The sequence below is a fragment of the Bradyrhizobium sp. BR 1433 genome, from assembly GCF_051547665.1.
GTDB classification, from domain to species: domain Bacteria; phylum Pseudomonadota; class Alphaproteobacteria; order Rhizobiales; family Xanthobacteraceae; genus Bradyrhizobium; species Bradyrhizobium australafricanum.
Window position 1 is genome coordinate 8,073,002 of record NZ_JBPUGG010000001.1, and the last position, 15,854, is coordinate 8,088,855.

At 61.7% G+C, this 15,854-nt stretch carries 12 protein-coding genes; 7 read left to right on the top strand and 5 right to left on the bottom strand.

All coding sequences use genetic code 11. The features are described from left to right. Window positions 1-50: 50 nt before the first annotated feature. From ACSKB9_RS38765 to ACSKB9_RS38780, 4 genes are all read left to right on the top strand, one after another. Window positions 51-1,694 carry a glycosyltransferase WbsX family protein gene (locus ACSKB9_RS38765; protein ID WP_438079606.1) on the top strand — a complete coding sequence of 548 codons (1,644 nt, stop codon included), beginning with the start codon at window positions 51-53 and terminating at the stop codon, window positions 1,692-1,694. Between the two features lie 7 nt (window positions 1,695-1,701). Further along, window positions 1,702-2,256: a hypothetical protein gene (locus ACSKB9_RS38770; RefSeq protein WP_438079607.1), complete on the top strand. Its 555-nt coding sequence runs from the start codon at window positions 1,702-1,704 to the stop codon at window positions 2,254-2,256. An 11-nt stretch (window positions 2,257-2,267) separates the two neighbouring features. Further along, a complete protein-coding gene (locus tag ACSKB9_RS38775; protein ID WP_438079608.1) occupies window positions 2,268-3,191 on the top strand; it encodes a glycosyltransferase family 2 protein in 924 nt (307 codons plus the stop codon). Between the two features lie 441 nt (window positions 3,192-3,632). Beyond that, window positions 3,633-4,934: a glycosyltransferase family 92 protein gene (locus ACSKB9_RS38780; protein ID WP_438079609.1), complete on the top strand. Its 1,302-nt coding sequence runs from the start codon at window positions 3,633-3,635 to the stop codon at window positions 4,932-4,934. Between the two features lie 131 nt (window positions 4,935-5,065). Here the strand turns inward: ACSKB9_RS38780 and ACSKB9_RS38785 are convergent, their stop codons facing one another. The 3 genes from ACSKB9_RS38785 to rfbA all read right to left on the bottom strand — a co-directional run bounded on the left by ACSKB9_RS38785 (window position 5,066) and on the right by rfbA (window position 7,766). Further along, window positions 5,066-5,632, bottom strand: a complete 567-nt coding sequence (locus ACSKB9_RS38785) for a hypothetical protein (RefSeq protein ID WP_438079610.1) — start codon at window positions 5,630-5,632, stop codon at window positions 5,066-5,068. A 165-nt stretch (window positions 5,633-5,797) separates the two neighbouring features. After that, on the bottom strand, window positions 5,798-6,865 hold the full coding sequence (gene rfbB / locus ACSKB9_RS38790) for a dTDP-glucose 4,6-dehydratase (RefSeq protein WP_310880773.1): 1,068 nt from the start codon (window positions 6,863-6,865) through the stop codon (window positions 5,798-5,800). After that, a complete protein-coding gene (gene rfbA, locus ACSKB9_RS38795; RefSeq protein ID WP_438079611.1) occupies window positions 6,855-7,766 on the bottom strand; it encodes a glucose-1-phosphate thymidylyltransferase RfbA in 912 nt (303 codons plus the stop codon). The genes rfbB and rfbA overlap by 11 nt, the downstream gene beginning before the upstream one ends. Before the next feature lie 109 nt (window positions 7,767-7,875). Here rfbA and rfbC point away from each other — a divergent pair, with 109 nt between their 5' ends. Both rfbC and rfbD read left to right on the top strand, forming a co-directional pair. Then, window positions 7,876-8,445, top strand: coding sequence for a dTDP-4-dehydrorhamnose 3,5-epimerase (gene rfbC, locus ACSKB9_RS38800; RefSeq protein ID WP_438079612.1), 570 nt, complete (start codon window positions 7,876-7,878; stop codon window positions 8,443-8,445). After that, the gene (gene rfbD, locus ACSKB9_RS38805; protein ID WP_438079613.1) at window positions 8,430-9,341 is read left to right on the top strand and encodes a dTDP-4-dehydrorhamnose reductase; all 912 of its coding nucleotides are present in this window, start codon (window positions 8,430-8,432) and stop codon (window positions 9,339-9,341) included. Before rfbC ends, rfbD begins: the two co-directional genes overlap by 16 nt. Before the next feature lie 135 nt (window positions 9,342-9,476). Here the strand turns inward: rfbD and ACSKB9_RS38810 are convergent, their stop codons facing one another. Beyond that, window positions 9,477-10,784, bottom strand: a complete 1,308-nt coding sequence (locus ACSKB9_RS38810) for a UDP-glucose dehydrogenase family protein (protein ID WP_438079614.1) — start codon at window positions 10,782-10,784, stop codon at window positions 9,477-9,479. 232 nt (window positions 10,785-11,016) lie between these two features. On the opposite strand from ACSKB9_RS38810, the gene ACSKB9_RS38815 reads away from it, so the two are divergent. Next, window positions 11,017-13,359, top strand: a complete 2,343-nt coding sequence (locus ACSKB9_RS38815) for a glycosyltransferase family 2 protein (protein ID WP_438079615.1) — start codon at window positions 11,017-11,019, stop codon at window positions 13,357-13,359. Here ACSKB9_RS38815 and ACSKB9_RS38820 read toward each other — a convergent pair. After that, entirely contained in the window at window positions 13,300-15,582 is a 2,283-nt protein-coding gene (locus tag ACSKB9_RS38820) for a glycosyltransferase family 2 protein (RefSeq protein WP_438080583.1), read from the bottom strand. The genes ACSKB9_RS38815 and ACSKB9_RS38820 overlap by 60 nt on opposite strands. Between the last annotated feature and the right edge of the window lie 272 nt (window positions 15,583-15,854).

Genomic DNA, 15,854 nt, shown 5'->3' on the forward strand with positions numbered 1-15,854 from the left:
GAAAGAGAAACCGGACCCGGCGCTGAGCGTTGGCAGGAGATTGAGTGGCAATGAACAAGATGGTCGAACGGAGCGTCAGGGATACAAAGGATATGTTGCCCGTTGCCAGTCCGGTTCAGCAGGACGACCATCCGCAGAGCCTGTTCCTGGATCCCGACGTAGGCGATCTCCAGTCAGGATCGCGTCTGCGCGGCGCGATACTGGAGTATTCGGGGCGTGGGATTTCGGGTTGGATTGTCGATGCCCAGTCGCCCGCTTCAACCGTTTCGATCGCGCTTTTTGTCGGTTCCCACTGTGTCGAGGAGGGACGGACAGGCCGGTCTATGCCGGCCCGCGTAGGTCCGCGGAGCGTGATCGGACGTCCCGGATTTCGTATCGATCTATCCGCGCCGGGAGTGCGCCGTCGCTTGGCGCGCGCCCTGAGAAACGCGCTTGTGGAGCCTAAGCGTGCGCAGATCTATCTGCGTATCAGCCTGAATGATGGCGAGTACTACGAAATACCCCTGTTCGAGAACTATACGCCAGGCGAATTGATCGTCGCGCTGGGGTTCTCGACCGCGGACTACGACGACCTGTTGTTTCCGAGCAACAACAGGATCGTTGCTGGACTGGCGGACGCGCCTCCCAAGGAGGTGCGCTACATTTGCTTCTACCTCCCGCAATTCCATTCATTTGATGAAAATGACAGGTGGTGGGGGCCAGGGTTTACCGAGTGGACCAACGTCGCGCGCATGCGTGCCCAGTTTCCGGCACACGAGTCCCCATGGTTGCCGGCCGATCTTGGATTCTATGACGTCCGGCTGCCGGAAACGCGTCGTCAGCAGGGCGAGCTGGCGCGCCAGTACGGCATCGATGGATTTTGCTACTACGTCTATTGGTTCCAGGGCCGAAGGTTATTGGAAAAGCCGCTTCAGCTGCTGCTCGAGGACGGCGAGCCGAACCTGCCTTTCTGCATTTGCTGGGCAAACGAGAATTGGTCTCGTCGGTGGGACGGCTCGGACGCTGAGCTTCTGTTGGGACAAAACCACTCCCTGGACGACGATGTCCGCTTTATCGACGACATGGCCGACCTGCTGCTCGATGAGCGCTACATAACTGTCGACGGTCGAAAGGTCATCGTCATCTACAGGCCGTCATTGTTGCCGGACAAGCAGCGCTTGTTCGAGATTTGGCGCGAGCGAGCCAGAGAACTCGGAATCGGCGAGCTTCTCATTTGCAATGCGATGACGTTCGGAGAGTTCGATCCGCGCGACGTCAATTGCGACGCGGCAATCGAGTTTCCTCCGCACACGGTCTCGACAAGGGAGGTGCCGCCGACCGAAGTCGACGCACCGCCGACCTTCGCTGGAAAGGTGTACGACTATGTCGACGCCATGCGATCGTCGATCGGCAAGATCTACGACTTCCCGTTCTTTCCTGCGGTGATGCCGCGTTGGGACAATACGCCTCGCAAGGGGCCGCGCGGTCACGTCTTTACCAGGTCCAGTCCGGAAGCGTTTGAGGTTTGGCTTCGCGATGCAACCCTGCGTGCCAAGGGCAACAGCTTTTCCGAATCATTGGTGTTTATCAATTCCTGGAACGAGTGGGCGGAAGGCGCGCATCTCGAGCCGGATTCGCGCCATGGACGGGCGTTTCTCGAGGTCGTGCGAAGGGTCGCTTCGGCTGAGCCCATTTCGGCCCAGATTTCGAAATAGCCCGGATTTGCTGGATTGCCTGAGCAGGCAGGAGCTTGAGTGGGCGGTAAAAGAAGCCTCGACACATGTCGAAGTGCTCGCAAGCCTGCACCGGTCGGGCCTCACCCATTCGGGGGTGCAGCGCGTAAGAAGCGGCACGCCAGTGGAGGCAGAAGGCGCGTCCGGTAATCCGGCAGGTTCGTTGCTGGTGATCGAGAACATCAATTCTCAAACCGGCGAACGGGTGATTGTCGATCCGCGCTATGAGATATTGGTGCGGGGATGGATTTGCGCGGGCAACGCCTTTGAGGCCAGCCGACAGAGAACGGGATTCCTGGTCCTGTCGGGGCTTACTCCGGATGGCGCAGCAAACGGCGGCTATTGCCTGATCGTAGATTGGCACGAGCGCGTGGACGTGAAGGAGTATATGAAGGCCGAGAGCAAGGACTGCTATTTCGGTTTCCAGCTGTCCTTCTCGATTCGAGATTTGCCGGATGGTGAATATCAACTCGCGGTTCTGGAGGTCGGCGACGGGACTAGTGCACTCGTGCGGTCTCGCCACTCGATCATCGTGAGACGTTGAGGTCGCCACCGATGCTCGCAAGTGTTGTCATCGCGTGCTACAAGCATGAGCAGTATCTCGAGGAATGCCTTGAGACTGTCTATCAACAGACGTTTGCCGACATCGAGCTCGTCATCGTAGACGACAATTCGCCGGACAAGAGTTTTGAAGTCGCGCAGAGGGTCCTCAAGAAGAGGTCGTTCGGAAAGCGCTTCGTTTCCTGCAAGCTGCTCAAGAACCCTCAAAATCTTGGCGCCCACTACACCTGGAACAGGGCATTATCGCTGACGAACGGCGACATGATTTTCCTTTTGAATTCGGACGATGCCTTTTCCAAGGATCGGGTTCGGCTGTTCGCGGATAAGCATGCCAATGATCGGCTGTTCTTCGGCTTCTCGGCGGTTGAGCCAATCGACGAACATGGAAAGTCGATCAGCAACTTCCAGTTTCCAACGCGCCTGCGCTATGCGATCGATCGGGCCCAGATCGCAGGTGCGCCGTTGTCATGGACATTTCTGGATTCTCAGATCGCGGCATCGACCGGAAACTTTGTCTTCAGCCGTGAACTGCTGCGGCAGGTGGGTTGGCTTGCCGACCTCAAATACTGCCATGACTGGGACTTTGCGTTACGCGCGGTAACCAAGGTCGAGCCGACCTATCTCGAGACCGACCGCTATCTGTATCGACTTCATTCAACCAACAGTTTCCGAAGTCTGAGCAAGGTGGCAGAGAGCGAGACAAAGGCTTGCATGATGTCGTATTGCCTGAATGCAATCGCGTCACGGCCTCAGAACAAGACCTGCCTCAGTCCGTCGAATTTCGGCGATTCATTCTATGACTTCGTGAAGCTGCACCCGAACTTCAACTATTGGGTGAAGCAGATCTACGCGCCCTATCATGTAGAACACCGGACGGTGGAGTTGAACGATCGGACCCGGCCGGTTCGCTGGCGCTGATCGAGCAATGCAAGGCCAGCCTTGTCCGTTCCGACACAATCGGAACGGCGCCTTGATTGGGATGGGGACCGAGCTTCATCGCTTCGTCGGCTGGGAGCCTGGCGTCCCATCGAATTGCTCCGACGAGAGGTCTGGAACGTGCCGCAGCCGCAGCAGGGTGCTGGAACTCAAAAAGCTGAACGCGCCGGGCGGGAGGCTTGCGGATAACGATGTCAAAGGCATCGTCTTGTAAGCCCGAACGACTAGCGGACTGCTTCATTCCCGTCGTCCATCGGCGATCTCCGATCGTTCCGGTCCTGTGACGCGATTTTCGTGCAAATGACGTCGAGCCTCCTTGCTCTATTGTATTGATTTTCCTCGAAATAACCTTACAAGAGTTAATTGTGAGCACTGCGTGTTATAGCCTTATTCTTGTAGGATATGTGCGCTAATAGGGAATTCGTGGTGCGAACCAATGTTAATAGCTTGTTGATCTCGTGGGAGCGGCTCAGGTTGGACATGGAAATTCCAGCATTGTCTAGTTTCAGCTCAGGCGTGAATCTCGATACGCTTCCAGCAAGTGAGATCGAGGCAAGGCTTAGAGATTTCTTTTCCGGGCGGATCGCAAATCCGAAACCCGACGAGCTGATCCAATCGGTCAAGCAGTTGGAGCAGCAATTCGGTGATTACAAGGAATTCCAGTTTGCAAAGGCGGCGGCGCTTGTGCAGGCATGCGATTTCGCCGGAGCGCGTGGAATCCTTCTCGACCTCGTCAAGCAGATGCCGTCCGACTCGCGGGTGTTGCATCGCCTGGCAATCGCGGCCCTCAACATGGGGTCCGCCCATGAAGCGCAGGATGTCTATCTTGCCGCGCTCATTGCGGCCCCGAAAAGTGAAAATCTGCGGCGAGAGTTTGCCGGCCTCCTGCGCGTGATGGAGGCGAAGAAGCTCTATGTCGGGGTCGATCGGAAGAAGCACAGCCTCGCCGCGGTGTGCGCCATCAAGAATGAAGGCGACGATCTGCTGGAATGGCTGCACTTCCACCGACTGGTCGGCGTTGATCACTTCTACCTCTACGACAACGGCAGCACTGATGATACGCGTGCCGTGATCGAGTCCTTCCCGTGGCCCGAGATGATCACCTATCATTTCGTGGAGGGCGAATTCGGCCAGATGCGCGCCTTCTCGCATGCGATCGACACCTATCGCAATTGTGCGGAATGGTGCGCCTTCATTGATGCCGATGAGTATTTGTTTCCGACGCAGGCCGGCAACATCAAGGACGTCCTGACCGAGCTCGGCTCGGCGCCGGCAGTGGCGGTGCATTGGTTGAACTTCGGATCGAACGGTCACGACGCGCGGCCGGCCGGCCTGTGCATCGAGTCCTTCACGCGTCGCGCTCCGGACGACTTCCCGGATCATTTCATCATGAAGTCGATCGTGCGGCCGGACACCATCGTGTCCTACCTGCATCCCCATCAATCGCTCGTTCTGGGTTGCTACGTCCAGGAAGACGGCACGCCGGTATTCCCGATCGGCGGCCGCTGCACGGCTCCCAAGCGGAGCAAGCTCGTGATCAATCACTACTACACGAAGTCACGCGAGCAATTGCTGAAGAAGCGCGAGCGCGGCAGGCCGCTCGCCGATGGAGATCCCGAGAAGATCCGCGCGATGGAGTTCTTCACGTTGCGGGATCGCAACGACGTCGAAGACGCAACGATTCAAAGGTTTCTTCCGGAGTTGAAGAAGCTGGTCCAGGGCTGAAGCGGGGCGACAGCGATTTCCTCACCGAAAAGGAGGGCGCGCCAAGTGGCGCGCCCGATCAATCATGCAGTTTGCGTGATCTTTGACCGCGGCAACGATCGACCGCAATAGCCTCCAGCTCCGGCTGCCGGCTACAGCGGCTCCAGCCGGTATTTCGCAAGCAGGGCTTGTGCGGCATCGACGTCGATCCTGGTAGGCCTCTGGAAGATCGACATGTTGTTGGCGCGCGCGATTTCCCGCGCGACCGTCCGCACCGAATGGTAGTGGGGCCGGTTCTCGAAGTCGTGGATTGCGATGAAGGCTCCCGGTGCGCCGTGCAGCACGCACTGCACGAAGCTTGCCACGCGAAACCGGCCGTCGATGAAATACAGGTCGGCCGTCCTGCTTTCCGGACGCTCCCAGACACGCTCGTGATATTCGGGCCAGGAGCCCTCCTTCTCCTTCTCGATCGGATAACCCCACTCGCGCAGCTTGCCGATATCGACGTGCAGCAGCAGCGGCTTGGTGCTCGCATCGCGCGTAGCGTCGCCGACGTTGTTGAGCCATTCCAGCGAGGAATTGATCGAGATAACCCATTCCTTCTTGGTTTGACAGGCGAGCCAAGTGCTGCCTCCCGAACCAAATTCCAGATAGCGCTTCGAGAGAACCACGAAGCTTTTGAACAGCGTCAGTTCCTGACCGTCCATTGCGATGTTCATGACGGGATTCCGTGGTTTCTCGAGTTGTTGTCTGGCGGGTGGCTGCCAATCCACCGTCGGAAGGCGGTCGCGGCTCGTCAAGCAGCGATGAGATCTGGTTGAGTTGTCATCGCGCTTCTCGACGTCCTGTTGGCCATCCACGCCGGTGATTGGAAAGATCGGCGACTACTGGTTCAGGCCGACGCGCTCCACCTTGTAGCCGCCCTCCAGGATGGCGCGCCACCAGGGTTGCTCGTCGACATACCAGCGCACGGTCTTGGCGATGCCGGTCTCGAAATTCTCCTCGGCGCGCCAGCCGAGCTCGGTTTCGAGCTTGGTGGCGTCGATGGCATAGCGGCGGTCGTGGCCCGGCCGGTCGGCGACGAAATTGATCAGCTGGCGGCGCGGGCCTGCCGCGGCCGGCACGACCTCGTCGAGCAGGTCGCAGATGCTCTCGACCACGTGCAGGTTGGTGCGTTCGTTGCGGCCGCCGACATTGTAGGTCTCGCCGACCTCGCCGCGCTCCAGCACCAGCGTCAGCGCCTTGGCGTGATCCTCGACGAACAGCCAGTCGCGGATGTTCTTGCCGTCGCCATAGACCGGCAGCGGCTCGCCGGCGAGCCCCTTGATGATCATGTGCGGGATCAGCTTTTCCGGGAAGTGGTAGGGGCCGTAATTGTTGGAGCAGTTGGTCACCAGGGTCGGCAGCTCGTAGGTCTCGCGCCAGGCCCGCACCAAATGATCGGACGACGCCTTGCTGGCCGAATAGGGCGAATTCGGCGCATACGCCGTGGTCTCGGTGAACAGCCCTTCGTCGCCGAGCGAACCGAACACCTCGTCGGTCGAGATATGCAGGAAGCGGAAGCGGTCGCGCTTCTCGGGCGAGAGCGTACGCCAGTGACGCAGCGTCTCCTGCAGGATCGTGAAGGTGCCGACGATGTTGGTCTGGATGAATTCGCCGGGGCCGTCGATCGAGCGGTCGACGTGGCTTTCCGCGGCAAGGTTCATCACCGCATCGGGCTGATATTTCTCGAACAGCCGGCGCAGGTTCTGCGCCTCGCAGATGCAGGCCTTCTCGAAGGTGTAATTCAGGCTTTCGGCGGCGCGGGGCAGCGAGGCCAGGTTTGCCGCATAGGTCAGCTTGTCGATGTTGACGACGCGGGCGTGGGTGTCGCGCAGCAGGTGGCGGACCACGGCGGAGCCGATGAAGCCGGCGCCGCCGGTGACGAAGATCGTCGATCCCTTAAACCGCATGTTTGAATACCTCCGCCGCGCGCGGCTCGCCGTGGAATGAGCGGTAGACCGACAGCAGGTACTCGCCGTAGCTGCTCTTGGCGGTCTTCTGCGCGACCCTCGCGAACGCCTCGAGCGAGATGTAGCCCTGGCGCAGCGCGATCTCCTCGGGGCAGGCGATGCGCAGGCCCTGGCGCTGCTCCAGGATCTGGACGAAATGGCTGGCTTCGACCAGCGAGGAATGGGTGCCGGTGTCGAGCCAGGCAAAGCCGCGGCCGAGCACCTCGACATAGAGATCGCCGCGTTCGAGATAGGCCTTGTTGACGTCGGTGATCTCGATCTCGCCGCGCGGGGATGGCCTGATCCTGGCCGCGATGTCGACCACATCATTGTCGTAGAAATAGAGGCCGGTGACCGCGACGTTGGACTTCGGCCGCTTCGGCTTCTCCTCGATCGAGAGCGCCCGGCCGGTGCCGTCCAGCTCGATCACGCCGTACTGTTCAGGCGCGTTCACGACGTAACCGAACACGGTGGCGCCTTTCTTGCGGATCGAGGCGGACGACAGCATGCTCGGCAGGCCGTGGCCGTAGAAAATGTTATCCCCTAACACAAGGGCAACGGAGTCATCGCCGATGAAGTCGCGTCCGACGATGAAGGCGTCGGCAAGACCCCGCGGGGTCTCCTGCGTGGCATAGGCGAACCGGACACCCATCTCGCTGCCATCGCCGAGCAAGCGCTGGAACAGCGGCTTGTCCTGCGGCGTGGAAATGATCAGGATATCGCGGATTCCGCCCAGCATCAGCGTCGACAGCGGATAGTAGATCATCGGCTTGTCGAAGACGGGCAGCAGTTGCTTGGAGACGACTGTCGTCACCGGATAGAGGCGCGAGCCGGTGCCACCGGCAAGGATAATGCCTTTCATGGTCCCTCACAATTTGACTATCAGAACATAACATATAGCGTGCGCTGCACAAGTTTGTTATGAGAGGGAAATTAACATTTCAAGCGCGTCAAACTGGAACAAATGTTAGATGAACGTCATCAAGACCGAGCTTCCTGAAGTCCTGATCGTCGAGCCGAAGCTGTTCGGCGACCAGCGCGGCTTCTTCCTCGAGACCTACCAGGCTCCGCGTTATGTCGAGCACGGCATCACGCGTCCGTTCGTGCAGGACAACATGTCCCGCTCGGCCTATGGCGTGCTGCGCGGGCTGCATCTGCAAAACCCGGTCACCCAAGGCAAACTCGTCTCCGTGCTGCGCGGCAAGGTGCTGGACGTTGCCGTCGACGTGCGCGTCGGCAGTCCGAATTTCGGCAAGCATGTCGCGGTCGAATTGAGCGAGGAGAACCGCCGGCAATTATGGGTGCCGCGCGGCTTCGCCCACGGCTTCGTGGTGCTCTCGGAGACCGCCGACTTCTTCTACAAATGCGATGATTTCTACAGCCCCAGGGACGAGCTCTCGATCCGGTGGAATGATCCCGCGATCGGGATCAAGTGGGGCGTCGACAAGCCACAGCTGTCGGCCAAGGATGCGGACGCGCCGCTCCTTGCCGACGCCAGCAACCTTCCGACCTATGGACAAATCCGATGCGGATCTTGTTGACGGGAACACGCGGCCAGGTTGGCAGTGCGCTCAAGCCTCTGCTGGAAAGCCACGGCACGATCATCGCGCCGCCCACCGCGGAGTTCGATCTGTCGAAGCCGGAGCAGTTGACGAGCCAGCTTGAGAGTTTGAAGCCCGATCTCATCATCAATCCGGCGGCCTATACCGCCGTCGATCGCGCCGAGGACGAGCGCGAGCTGGCGTTCCTGGTCAACGCGAAGGCACCTGAAGCGATCGCCAAATGGGCTGCGGCGAACAGCGTGCCCCTGGTGCATTTCTCCACGGACTACGTCTTCAATGGCTCGGGCGACAGGCCGTGGCGCGAGGACAGCCCGACCGAACCGCTGTCGGTCTACGGCGCCAGCAAGCTTGCCGGTGATGTCGCGATCCAGGCGGCGGGCGCGGCGCATCTGATCGCGCGCACCTCATGGGTTTATGCCGCAAAGGGCACGAATTTCCTGCGCACCATCGCGCGGCTCGCTGGCGAGCGTAAGGAGCTGCGGATCGTGGCCGATCAGATCGGTGCGCCGACCACGGCATCAGCGATCGCCGGTGCGGTCGCCGGCATCGTCCTGCCGAACCTCACCACGTTGCACGATCAGCTCGTGCGCCGGGGCGGTGTCGTCAATCTCGTCTGCGCGGGCGAAACCAGCTGGCACGGCTTCGCAACCGCCATTGTCGGCGGGCTGAGGTCTCGCGGCATCACGCTGGCGGTCGAGAACATCGCTCCGATCGCAGCGGCCGATTTTCCGACCAAGGCGGTGCGTCCGGGCAATTCGCGGCTGGATCTGTCGCGGCTGAAGGCGCAGTTCGGCGTGGCGATGCCGACCTGGCAGGAAGCGCTGGCGCGCGAACTGGATGCGTTTGTCCAGCTCGGCGCCCCCGCCCACGCTTAGGGCGCTTTCGGAAGTGGATGCCGGCGCGCGTGAAGGAAACGCGTCAGACAAGAAAAGAGCCTTGGTCCTGATTTGATCAGAACCAAGGCTCAAGGATTGAACCGGCCGGCGGCTATCGTCGCCGGGCGCGAGCGCTCAACGCGGCCGACCGATGCTGTCGTAGGTGAAGCCGTGTGCGGCCATCTCGTCCGGACGGTAGATGTTGCGCAGGTCGACGACGACCGGATGCTTCATCTCCTGCCTGATGCGCTTGAGATCGAGCGCGCGGAACTGGCGCCACTCGGTCACGATCACCAGCGCATCGGCCTGCCGCGCGCATTCATAGGCATCCTTGCAGTACTCGATCTCCGGCAATTCCTTGCGCGCCTGCTCCATGCCGATGGGATCGTAGGCACGAACCTTGGCGCCGAAGTCGATCAGGCCGTTGATCAGCGGGATCGAGGGCGCCTCGCGCATGTCGTCCGTATCGGGCTTGAAGGTCAGGCCGAGCACGCCGATGGTCTTGCCGCGCAGCTCGCCGCCGAGCACGTTGGCGACCTTGCGCGCCATCGCGCGCTTGCGGTTGTCGTTCGCGGTCAGCGTGGCCTCGACGATCTTCAGCTGGACGTCGTGGTCGAGCGCGGTCTTGAACAGCGCACGGGTGTCCTTCGGGAAGCAGGAGCCGCCATAGCCGGCGCCGGCATGCAGGAACTTGGTTCCGATCCGGTTGTCGAGCCCGATGCCGCGCGCGACCTCCTGCACGTTCGCCCCGACCCTCTCGGAGAGATCGGCGATCTCGTTGATGAAGGTGATCTTGGTGGCAAGGAAGGCATTCGCGGCGTATTTGATCAGTTCCGCCGTGCGTCGCGCGGTATAGAGGATCGGCGCCTGGTTCAGATAGAGCGGACGATAGACTTCGCCCATCACCCTCTTGGCCCGATCGTCCTCGGTGCCGACGACGATGCGGTCGGGGTGGCGAAAATCCTGGATTGCGGCGCCTTCGCGCAGGAATTCGGGGTTCGAAGCAACGGCGAAATCGGCGTCGGGATTGGTTTCGCGGATCAGGCGTTCCACCTCGTCGCCGGTGCCCACGGGCACGGTCGACTTCGTGACCACCACGGTGAACTTCTTGAGCGCCGCGCCGATCTCCTTGGCGGCAGCATAGACGTAGCTCAGGTCCGCATGGCCGTCGCCGCGCCGCGAGGGCGTTCCGACCGCGATGAACACGGCATCGGCGTCCGCGACGGCGCCCGCGAGCTCCGTCGTGAAGGTCAGCCGTCCGGCCGCGGCGTTGGTCTCGACGAGCTTATCGAGGTCAGTTTCGTAGATCGGGATCTTGCCGCGCTTCAGGGCTTCGATCTTGCCGGCGTCCTTGTCGACGCAAACGACCTGATGGCCGAAATCGGCAAAACACGCACCGGACACGAGACCTACATATCCCGTTCCAACCATTGCAATCTTCATGAATCCGCTCGTCGATCAGTGTGGAGAGGAGGAGTTAGCACTAGCACAATTGGCGCCGATAACGCCAAGTTTTATAGCGTATAGTTTGTGTTGGAGGTCGGCGGCTTTTTGTGCAAACGGTGATCGCCCCAGTGCAGCTGAGCGCCCGCTAGTCACCTCGGGCGCACCATGGACACATTCTCAACTTGAAATCGACCGACAATCGAGCTGCCGTTTGAGGGTGGACATGAGCATGAAGACGATTGGCAAGCAGAAGCCCTCAGGAGCTGAATACGCGTCGTTGCAAACGCAGTTCTCCAGATCCGATCGCACGACGTTTTCCGGGTTTGTCTATGATCGCGCCGATCTCGGCCGACGCTACACCGTCGACCTGCTTATCGACGGCGAGCCATACATGTCATCATTGTGTGACGAGTTCGTAACGGAGCTTGCCGATGCCGGGATCGGCGACGCTCGATTTGGCTTTACCTTCAACGTGCAGGATCAAGTCAGCGCGAACGCCGGGATCATTGAGGCAAGGCTGGCAAATATCGGCACTCCCGTCGGTGCTCCGATTCGCTGCGATGTCGCCGCGCCGGAAGCGCGGTGGCACCGGATCGGCGATATCGAGTGGGTCGGAGGTCTGCGCTTCGAAGGCTGGCTTGCTCAGGACATCGACGAGGACATCGAAATCCTGATCGCGCAACGCCCGGTGATGACCGTGAAGCCGACCGGATGGACCAACGTAGCGCGGGGCGGCGAGTTCGGCGTCGGCCGCCGGATCGATTTTCATCTGCCCGAGCATTTTGCGGACGGTCGCATGCGTGGACTATCCGCGCGGACGATTTCGGGACGGAGCCTGATCTCGGAGCCGATTTCCTTTGTCGCTTTCGATCGCGGATTGGAGCAAACGCTCGCGGATCTCGGGCGCTGGGATAGCGAGCGGCTTCGTGGAGAGCTGTTCGACCGGGTGCTGCCGGCCTCGATGCCGTTTCACGCCTATCGCGGCTGGAAAGAGCGCTTCTTGCCGACGACACAATCTGAACAGTCTGATGTTGCATCCGAGGCGGCAGTCGTCCTGATCGGCGATGCCAGGGTGGACGAGAGCATCGAAAGCCTCGAAGCCCAACGGCACTCTGCCTGGTCGGCGGTGTCCCTGCCGGCGCGGGCGTTCAGTCAATTCGATCCAAAAGCAGCGCGCGAGTTTGTCGAAGGCGATGCCGCCGGCAGTGCGTTCTTTGTGTTTTGTCTGAGCGGAACGATCCTCGCGGAAGACGCCTTGCAACGCTTCGCCGATCTCTTCGCGTCCGAACCCGGCTGCGATATGGTCTATGGCGACGTCGAGGTCGCTGCGGGCGCCGGCGCTGTCTGGCCGCTGGCGTTCTCCGCGTTCGATCTCGAACGCGCGCTCGAGCAGGGCTATGGGGCGTATTGTTTTGCGGTGCGTCGGGAGCCTGCCGTGGAAGCGCTGCGATCGGCGATGTCGCTCTACGACATCTTCCTTTGCTGCGCGGAGCCGGATCGAACCTATCATCTTCCGGGATCGGTTGCGGCATTGCCGCGGATTGATGCATCGGCCGCCACCGCCGAACTGGTCGCCGCAAGCAAGGCATATTTCGCCAGGGCCGGCATCGAGGCCAATGTCGAGCCGCGGAAAGCGGGTCTTCTTCCGGCCGTTCAGGTCAAGCGCGCCGTCGATTGGAACGAGCGCACCACCATCATCATCCCGACCAGAAATCGCGCCGAGCTGCTCAAGCGATGCATCGAGACGGTCATGCCGGCGGCAAATGAGACAAACGCCCGGATCCTTGTCGTCGACAACAGCTCGACCGAGCCGGAAACGCTGGACTATCTGGACAGCCTGTCCGCGCAGGAAATCGACGTCATCTCGGTCGAGGGGCCCTTCAACTTCGCATTCATCAACAACGCCGCCGTTGCTTGCGTCGATACCGAGAACATCTGCTTTCTCAACAATGACGTCGAGGCGCTCGACGATACCTGGTTGGCGGAGATGCTGTGGCGGCTCGCCGCTCCCGATGTCGGAGCCGTCGGCGCAAAGCTGCTCTGGCCAAGCAGCGTCGTGCAGCACGGTGGAGTGGTGCTGGGCGCCAATTTTTCGGCTGCGCACGCCTTCAACGACCGGATGGATGGTGATCCCGGCTATGGCGATCTGCTTCAGGTGGCGCACGAATGTTCGGCGGTGACGGGGGCGTGCCTCTTGATGCGCAAGCGCGATTTCGTGGCCGTCGGCGGCATGGACGAGATCCGCTTTCCGATCAGCTTCAACGATATCGATTTGTGCCTGAAGCTGCGCGAGCTCGGAAAGCGGATCGTGTTCACGCCGGACGCGAAACTCGTTCATCTGGAGTTGGCAAGCCGCGGCCGCGATTCCGCGCCTGATCGCAGGGCACGCTTCAGGCGCGAGCTGTCGATCCTGCGCGCGAAATGGGGAGAGGTGCTGCTCGACGATCCCTATTACAGCCCGCTGCTGGGGCTGGATTCGACGCCGTTCTCCTCGCTTGCATGGCCGCCGCGATCATGGAAGGCGCGTGCCAACCTGCCGCCGGTGCCGACCGCCCCTCCGATCGGGTTGTAGCAGGACGTCCTCGAGCGCCCAGTCGCGTACGGCGGCAATCGTTGCATCGGCATCAAGGCCCGGCTGCAGCTTCAGGTCGGTGCTTCGGCCGCGTCCCGGACGAGTTGGACTCCATTCCGTCGCGGCGATCGGCAGCCCGGTTGCCAGCAGTGCGTCCACCAATGGATGACCAAACGCCGGTTCGCCGATGTCGAGAACCAATTGCGTGATGCCGTGACCTTCGATGAGCGTGGCGACGTCGTCGACGGCAATATCGCCGGTGACGACGACATTGGTGCGCTGCATCAGCTTGAGATCGTCGAGGGTACTCCCCAGCACGACGATCTCGACGTCTTCGTCGGTGTCGGCCAGTTGATCGCTCAACGCACGTATGAAGCGAAATTCCGCGGCGCTGGCGTGCAGGACCAGCAGGCCGAGACGCGCGGGGCCGCTCACGGCGGCATACAGCGCCGGCGGCGCGGGCGGGTCGCTCAGCCTCACGGCTTGCAGGCCGAGAACGGCTTCGGAAAAGGCCGCGCCATCGTCACCGATCGCAGTCACGCGCCGCGCCCCGGCGACCAGGCTCGTCCAATCCGGATGAACGCCTGATCCAACCGCCGTGCGCGTTGCAAGCGCGGTGTCGGTGATCAGGAGGTCGTAGGCAAAGTGTTGCTTGAGCTGCGCCAGACATGCGCCGGGAATGCGGTTCGGCTCCGCAATCTCGAGCGACCGGATTCCGAGATCGGCGAGAAACCTCAGAAGAGCCTCGCGGCCCTCAGGCGTCGCAACGTCGAGTGCGATCGACTGCGGCGCTCCGCCATCCGGATCGAACATCGCAGCCAGCTGGCGTTGTCCCTCGGAGCGGATCTGCACGACCAGACCGTGCTGACCCTCTGCTGCCAGCTGCCGGCAGCGCCTGATGGCAATTTCGCGGCCGGCGAACGAGCCGCAGAGGATGACTGTTGGGCCGGCGGCGACCTGCTGGTTCGTGAGCAGCTTGAGCTCGAGCGCGGCGCGGCAATCGCGGAGTGGATCGGCAAGCAGGAATGCGGCGCAGTCCGTCGCATAGCGCCGGTAACGGTGTTCGAGAACGCGAAGATTTCGCATCACGAGCGAACGCTTCTCGCCCAGAAACGAGCGTGAGCCCTCGTGCCCGACGAAAACCGAAGGAATGCAGACGTTGCGGAAGCCGGCCTCCGCCGCGCGCAAGCAGAAGTCGACGTCTTCGAGGTAGCCGCGATAGAAGTCGTCGGAGAGCTCGCGCACGGCGTCGAGGCATTCGCGGGTAATGTAGAGGCAGAACCCGATGCCGTTGGGGATGTCGATCGCAATCCCGGAATTTGCGCTGCCTGCAAGTTCGTCCAGCAATTCGATTTCGCCGGCCGCGGGCAGGGGATTCGACCGGTTCGGGATTGGAAAGCTGGTGTATTCGCCGTTGTTCGACAGCGGGGTCGCCGTGCCCACGCGCGGCGTCGATTGCACGGCGCTGCGCAGGCGTTGCAGCGCGTATTTCGGCACGATCGTGTCCGAGTTCAGCAGCACGACGTCGCCGGCGCCGGTCTCGCCGAGCGCCCGGTTGACCGCGCCGACAAAGCCAAGATTGTGCTCGTTGGTCAGGAGCCTGATGCGGAATTCGGCGGCGAGCTCATTGAGCAGGCGCTTGATGTCGGGCTCGGGCGACGCATCATCCACGACGACGATGGTCGAGCCCGGCGTGCAGGCGAGCGCATTCAACGCGCTGTCGATGCAGGCTCGCGTTGCGGCCAGATCCCGGTATACCGGGATGATGATGGTGAGCGGAGGAGGTTCGCCGTTTCGAAGGCGAGCCGGCCGGCGTGGTGCGGTCCGATGATCCGGAACGCGGTTGGCCGGGAGTTGAACACTTGCGATCACCCGGTCCGCCTGCGTGATCTGCAGGCGCTGCGAGGTCGCGGATGCGGGCCGGATCAGACGGAAGCTCGCAGCCTGTCGCCCGTCACGCGCGAATTTGTGGCGTGGATCGGCGGGAAGCTGGATCGTGCTGGATTGATCCGCCTGCGCCAGCGAAAGGTGCGGGTCGTCCGGCCCGCGCCACGTCACCCATCCCTTCACCTCTTCATCGAGAAAGTCGATGCGGGCGCAGCTGTCCTGGCCGCTCTGTTCGAGCAGAAGGAGGGCGCTCCTGACCGAATCCGGATCGTCATCACGCCGCGTGACGCTTCGCGCCGCCTCGATCTGCTGAAGGTCGTCGCCCCAAGCCATCATTCGCCGGGCAGCGACCAGATCGTCCGGCTCGAGCTCGAGCGCCCTCGCCACGCTGGCGATGGCCGCATCCCTGAGATCGAGATGAAACAGCGCTTCTGCGCGCAGCAGATGGGCGCGAGCGCCCGGATGCGGCAGGATCCGGCAGCGGCGGTCGGCGAGCGCGAACGCCAGGCGGAAATCACGCGCCTCGAGCGCCCCGACAGCGGCCCGCTCGAGATCGACGTGGTGGAGCGTTTTGGACGTAAAGGCGATCCTGCGCGCGTCGGCGGTCA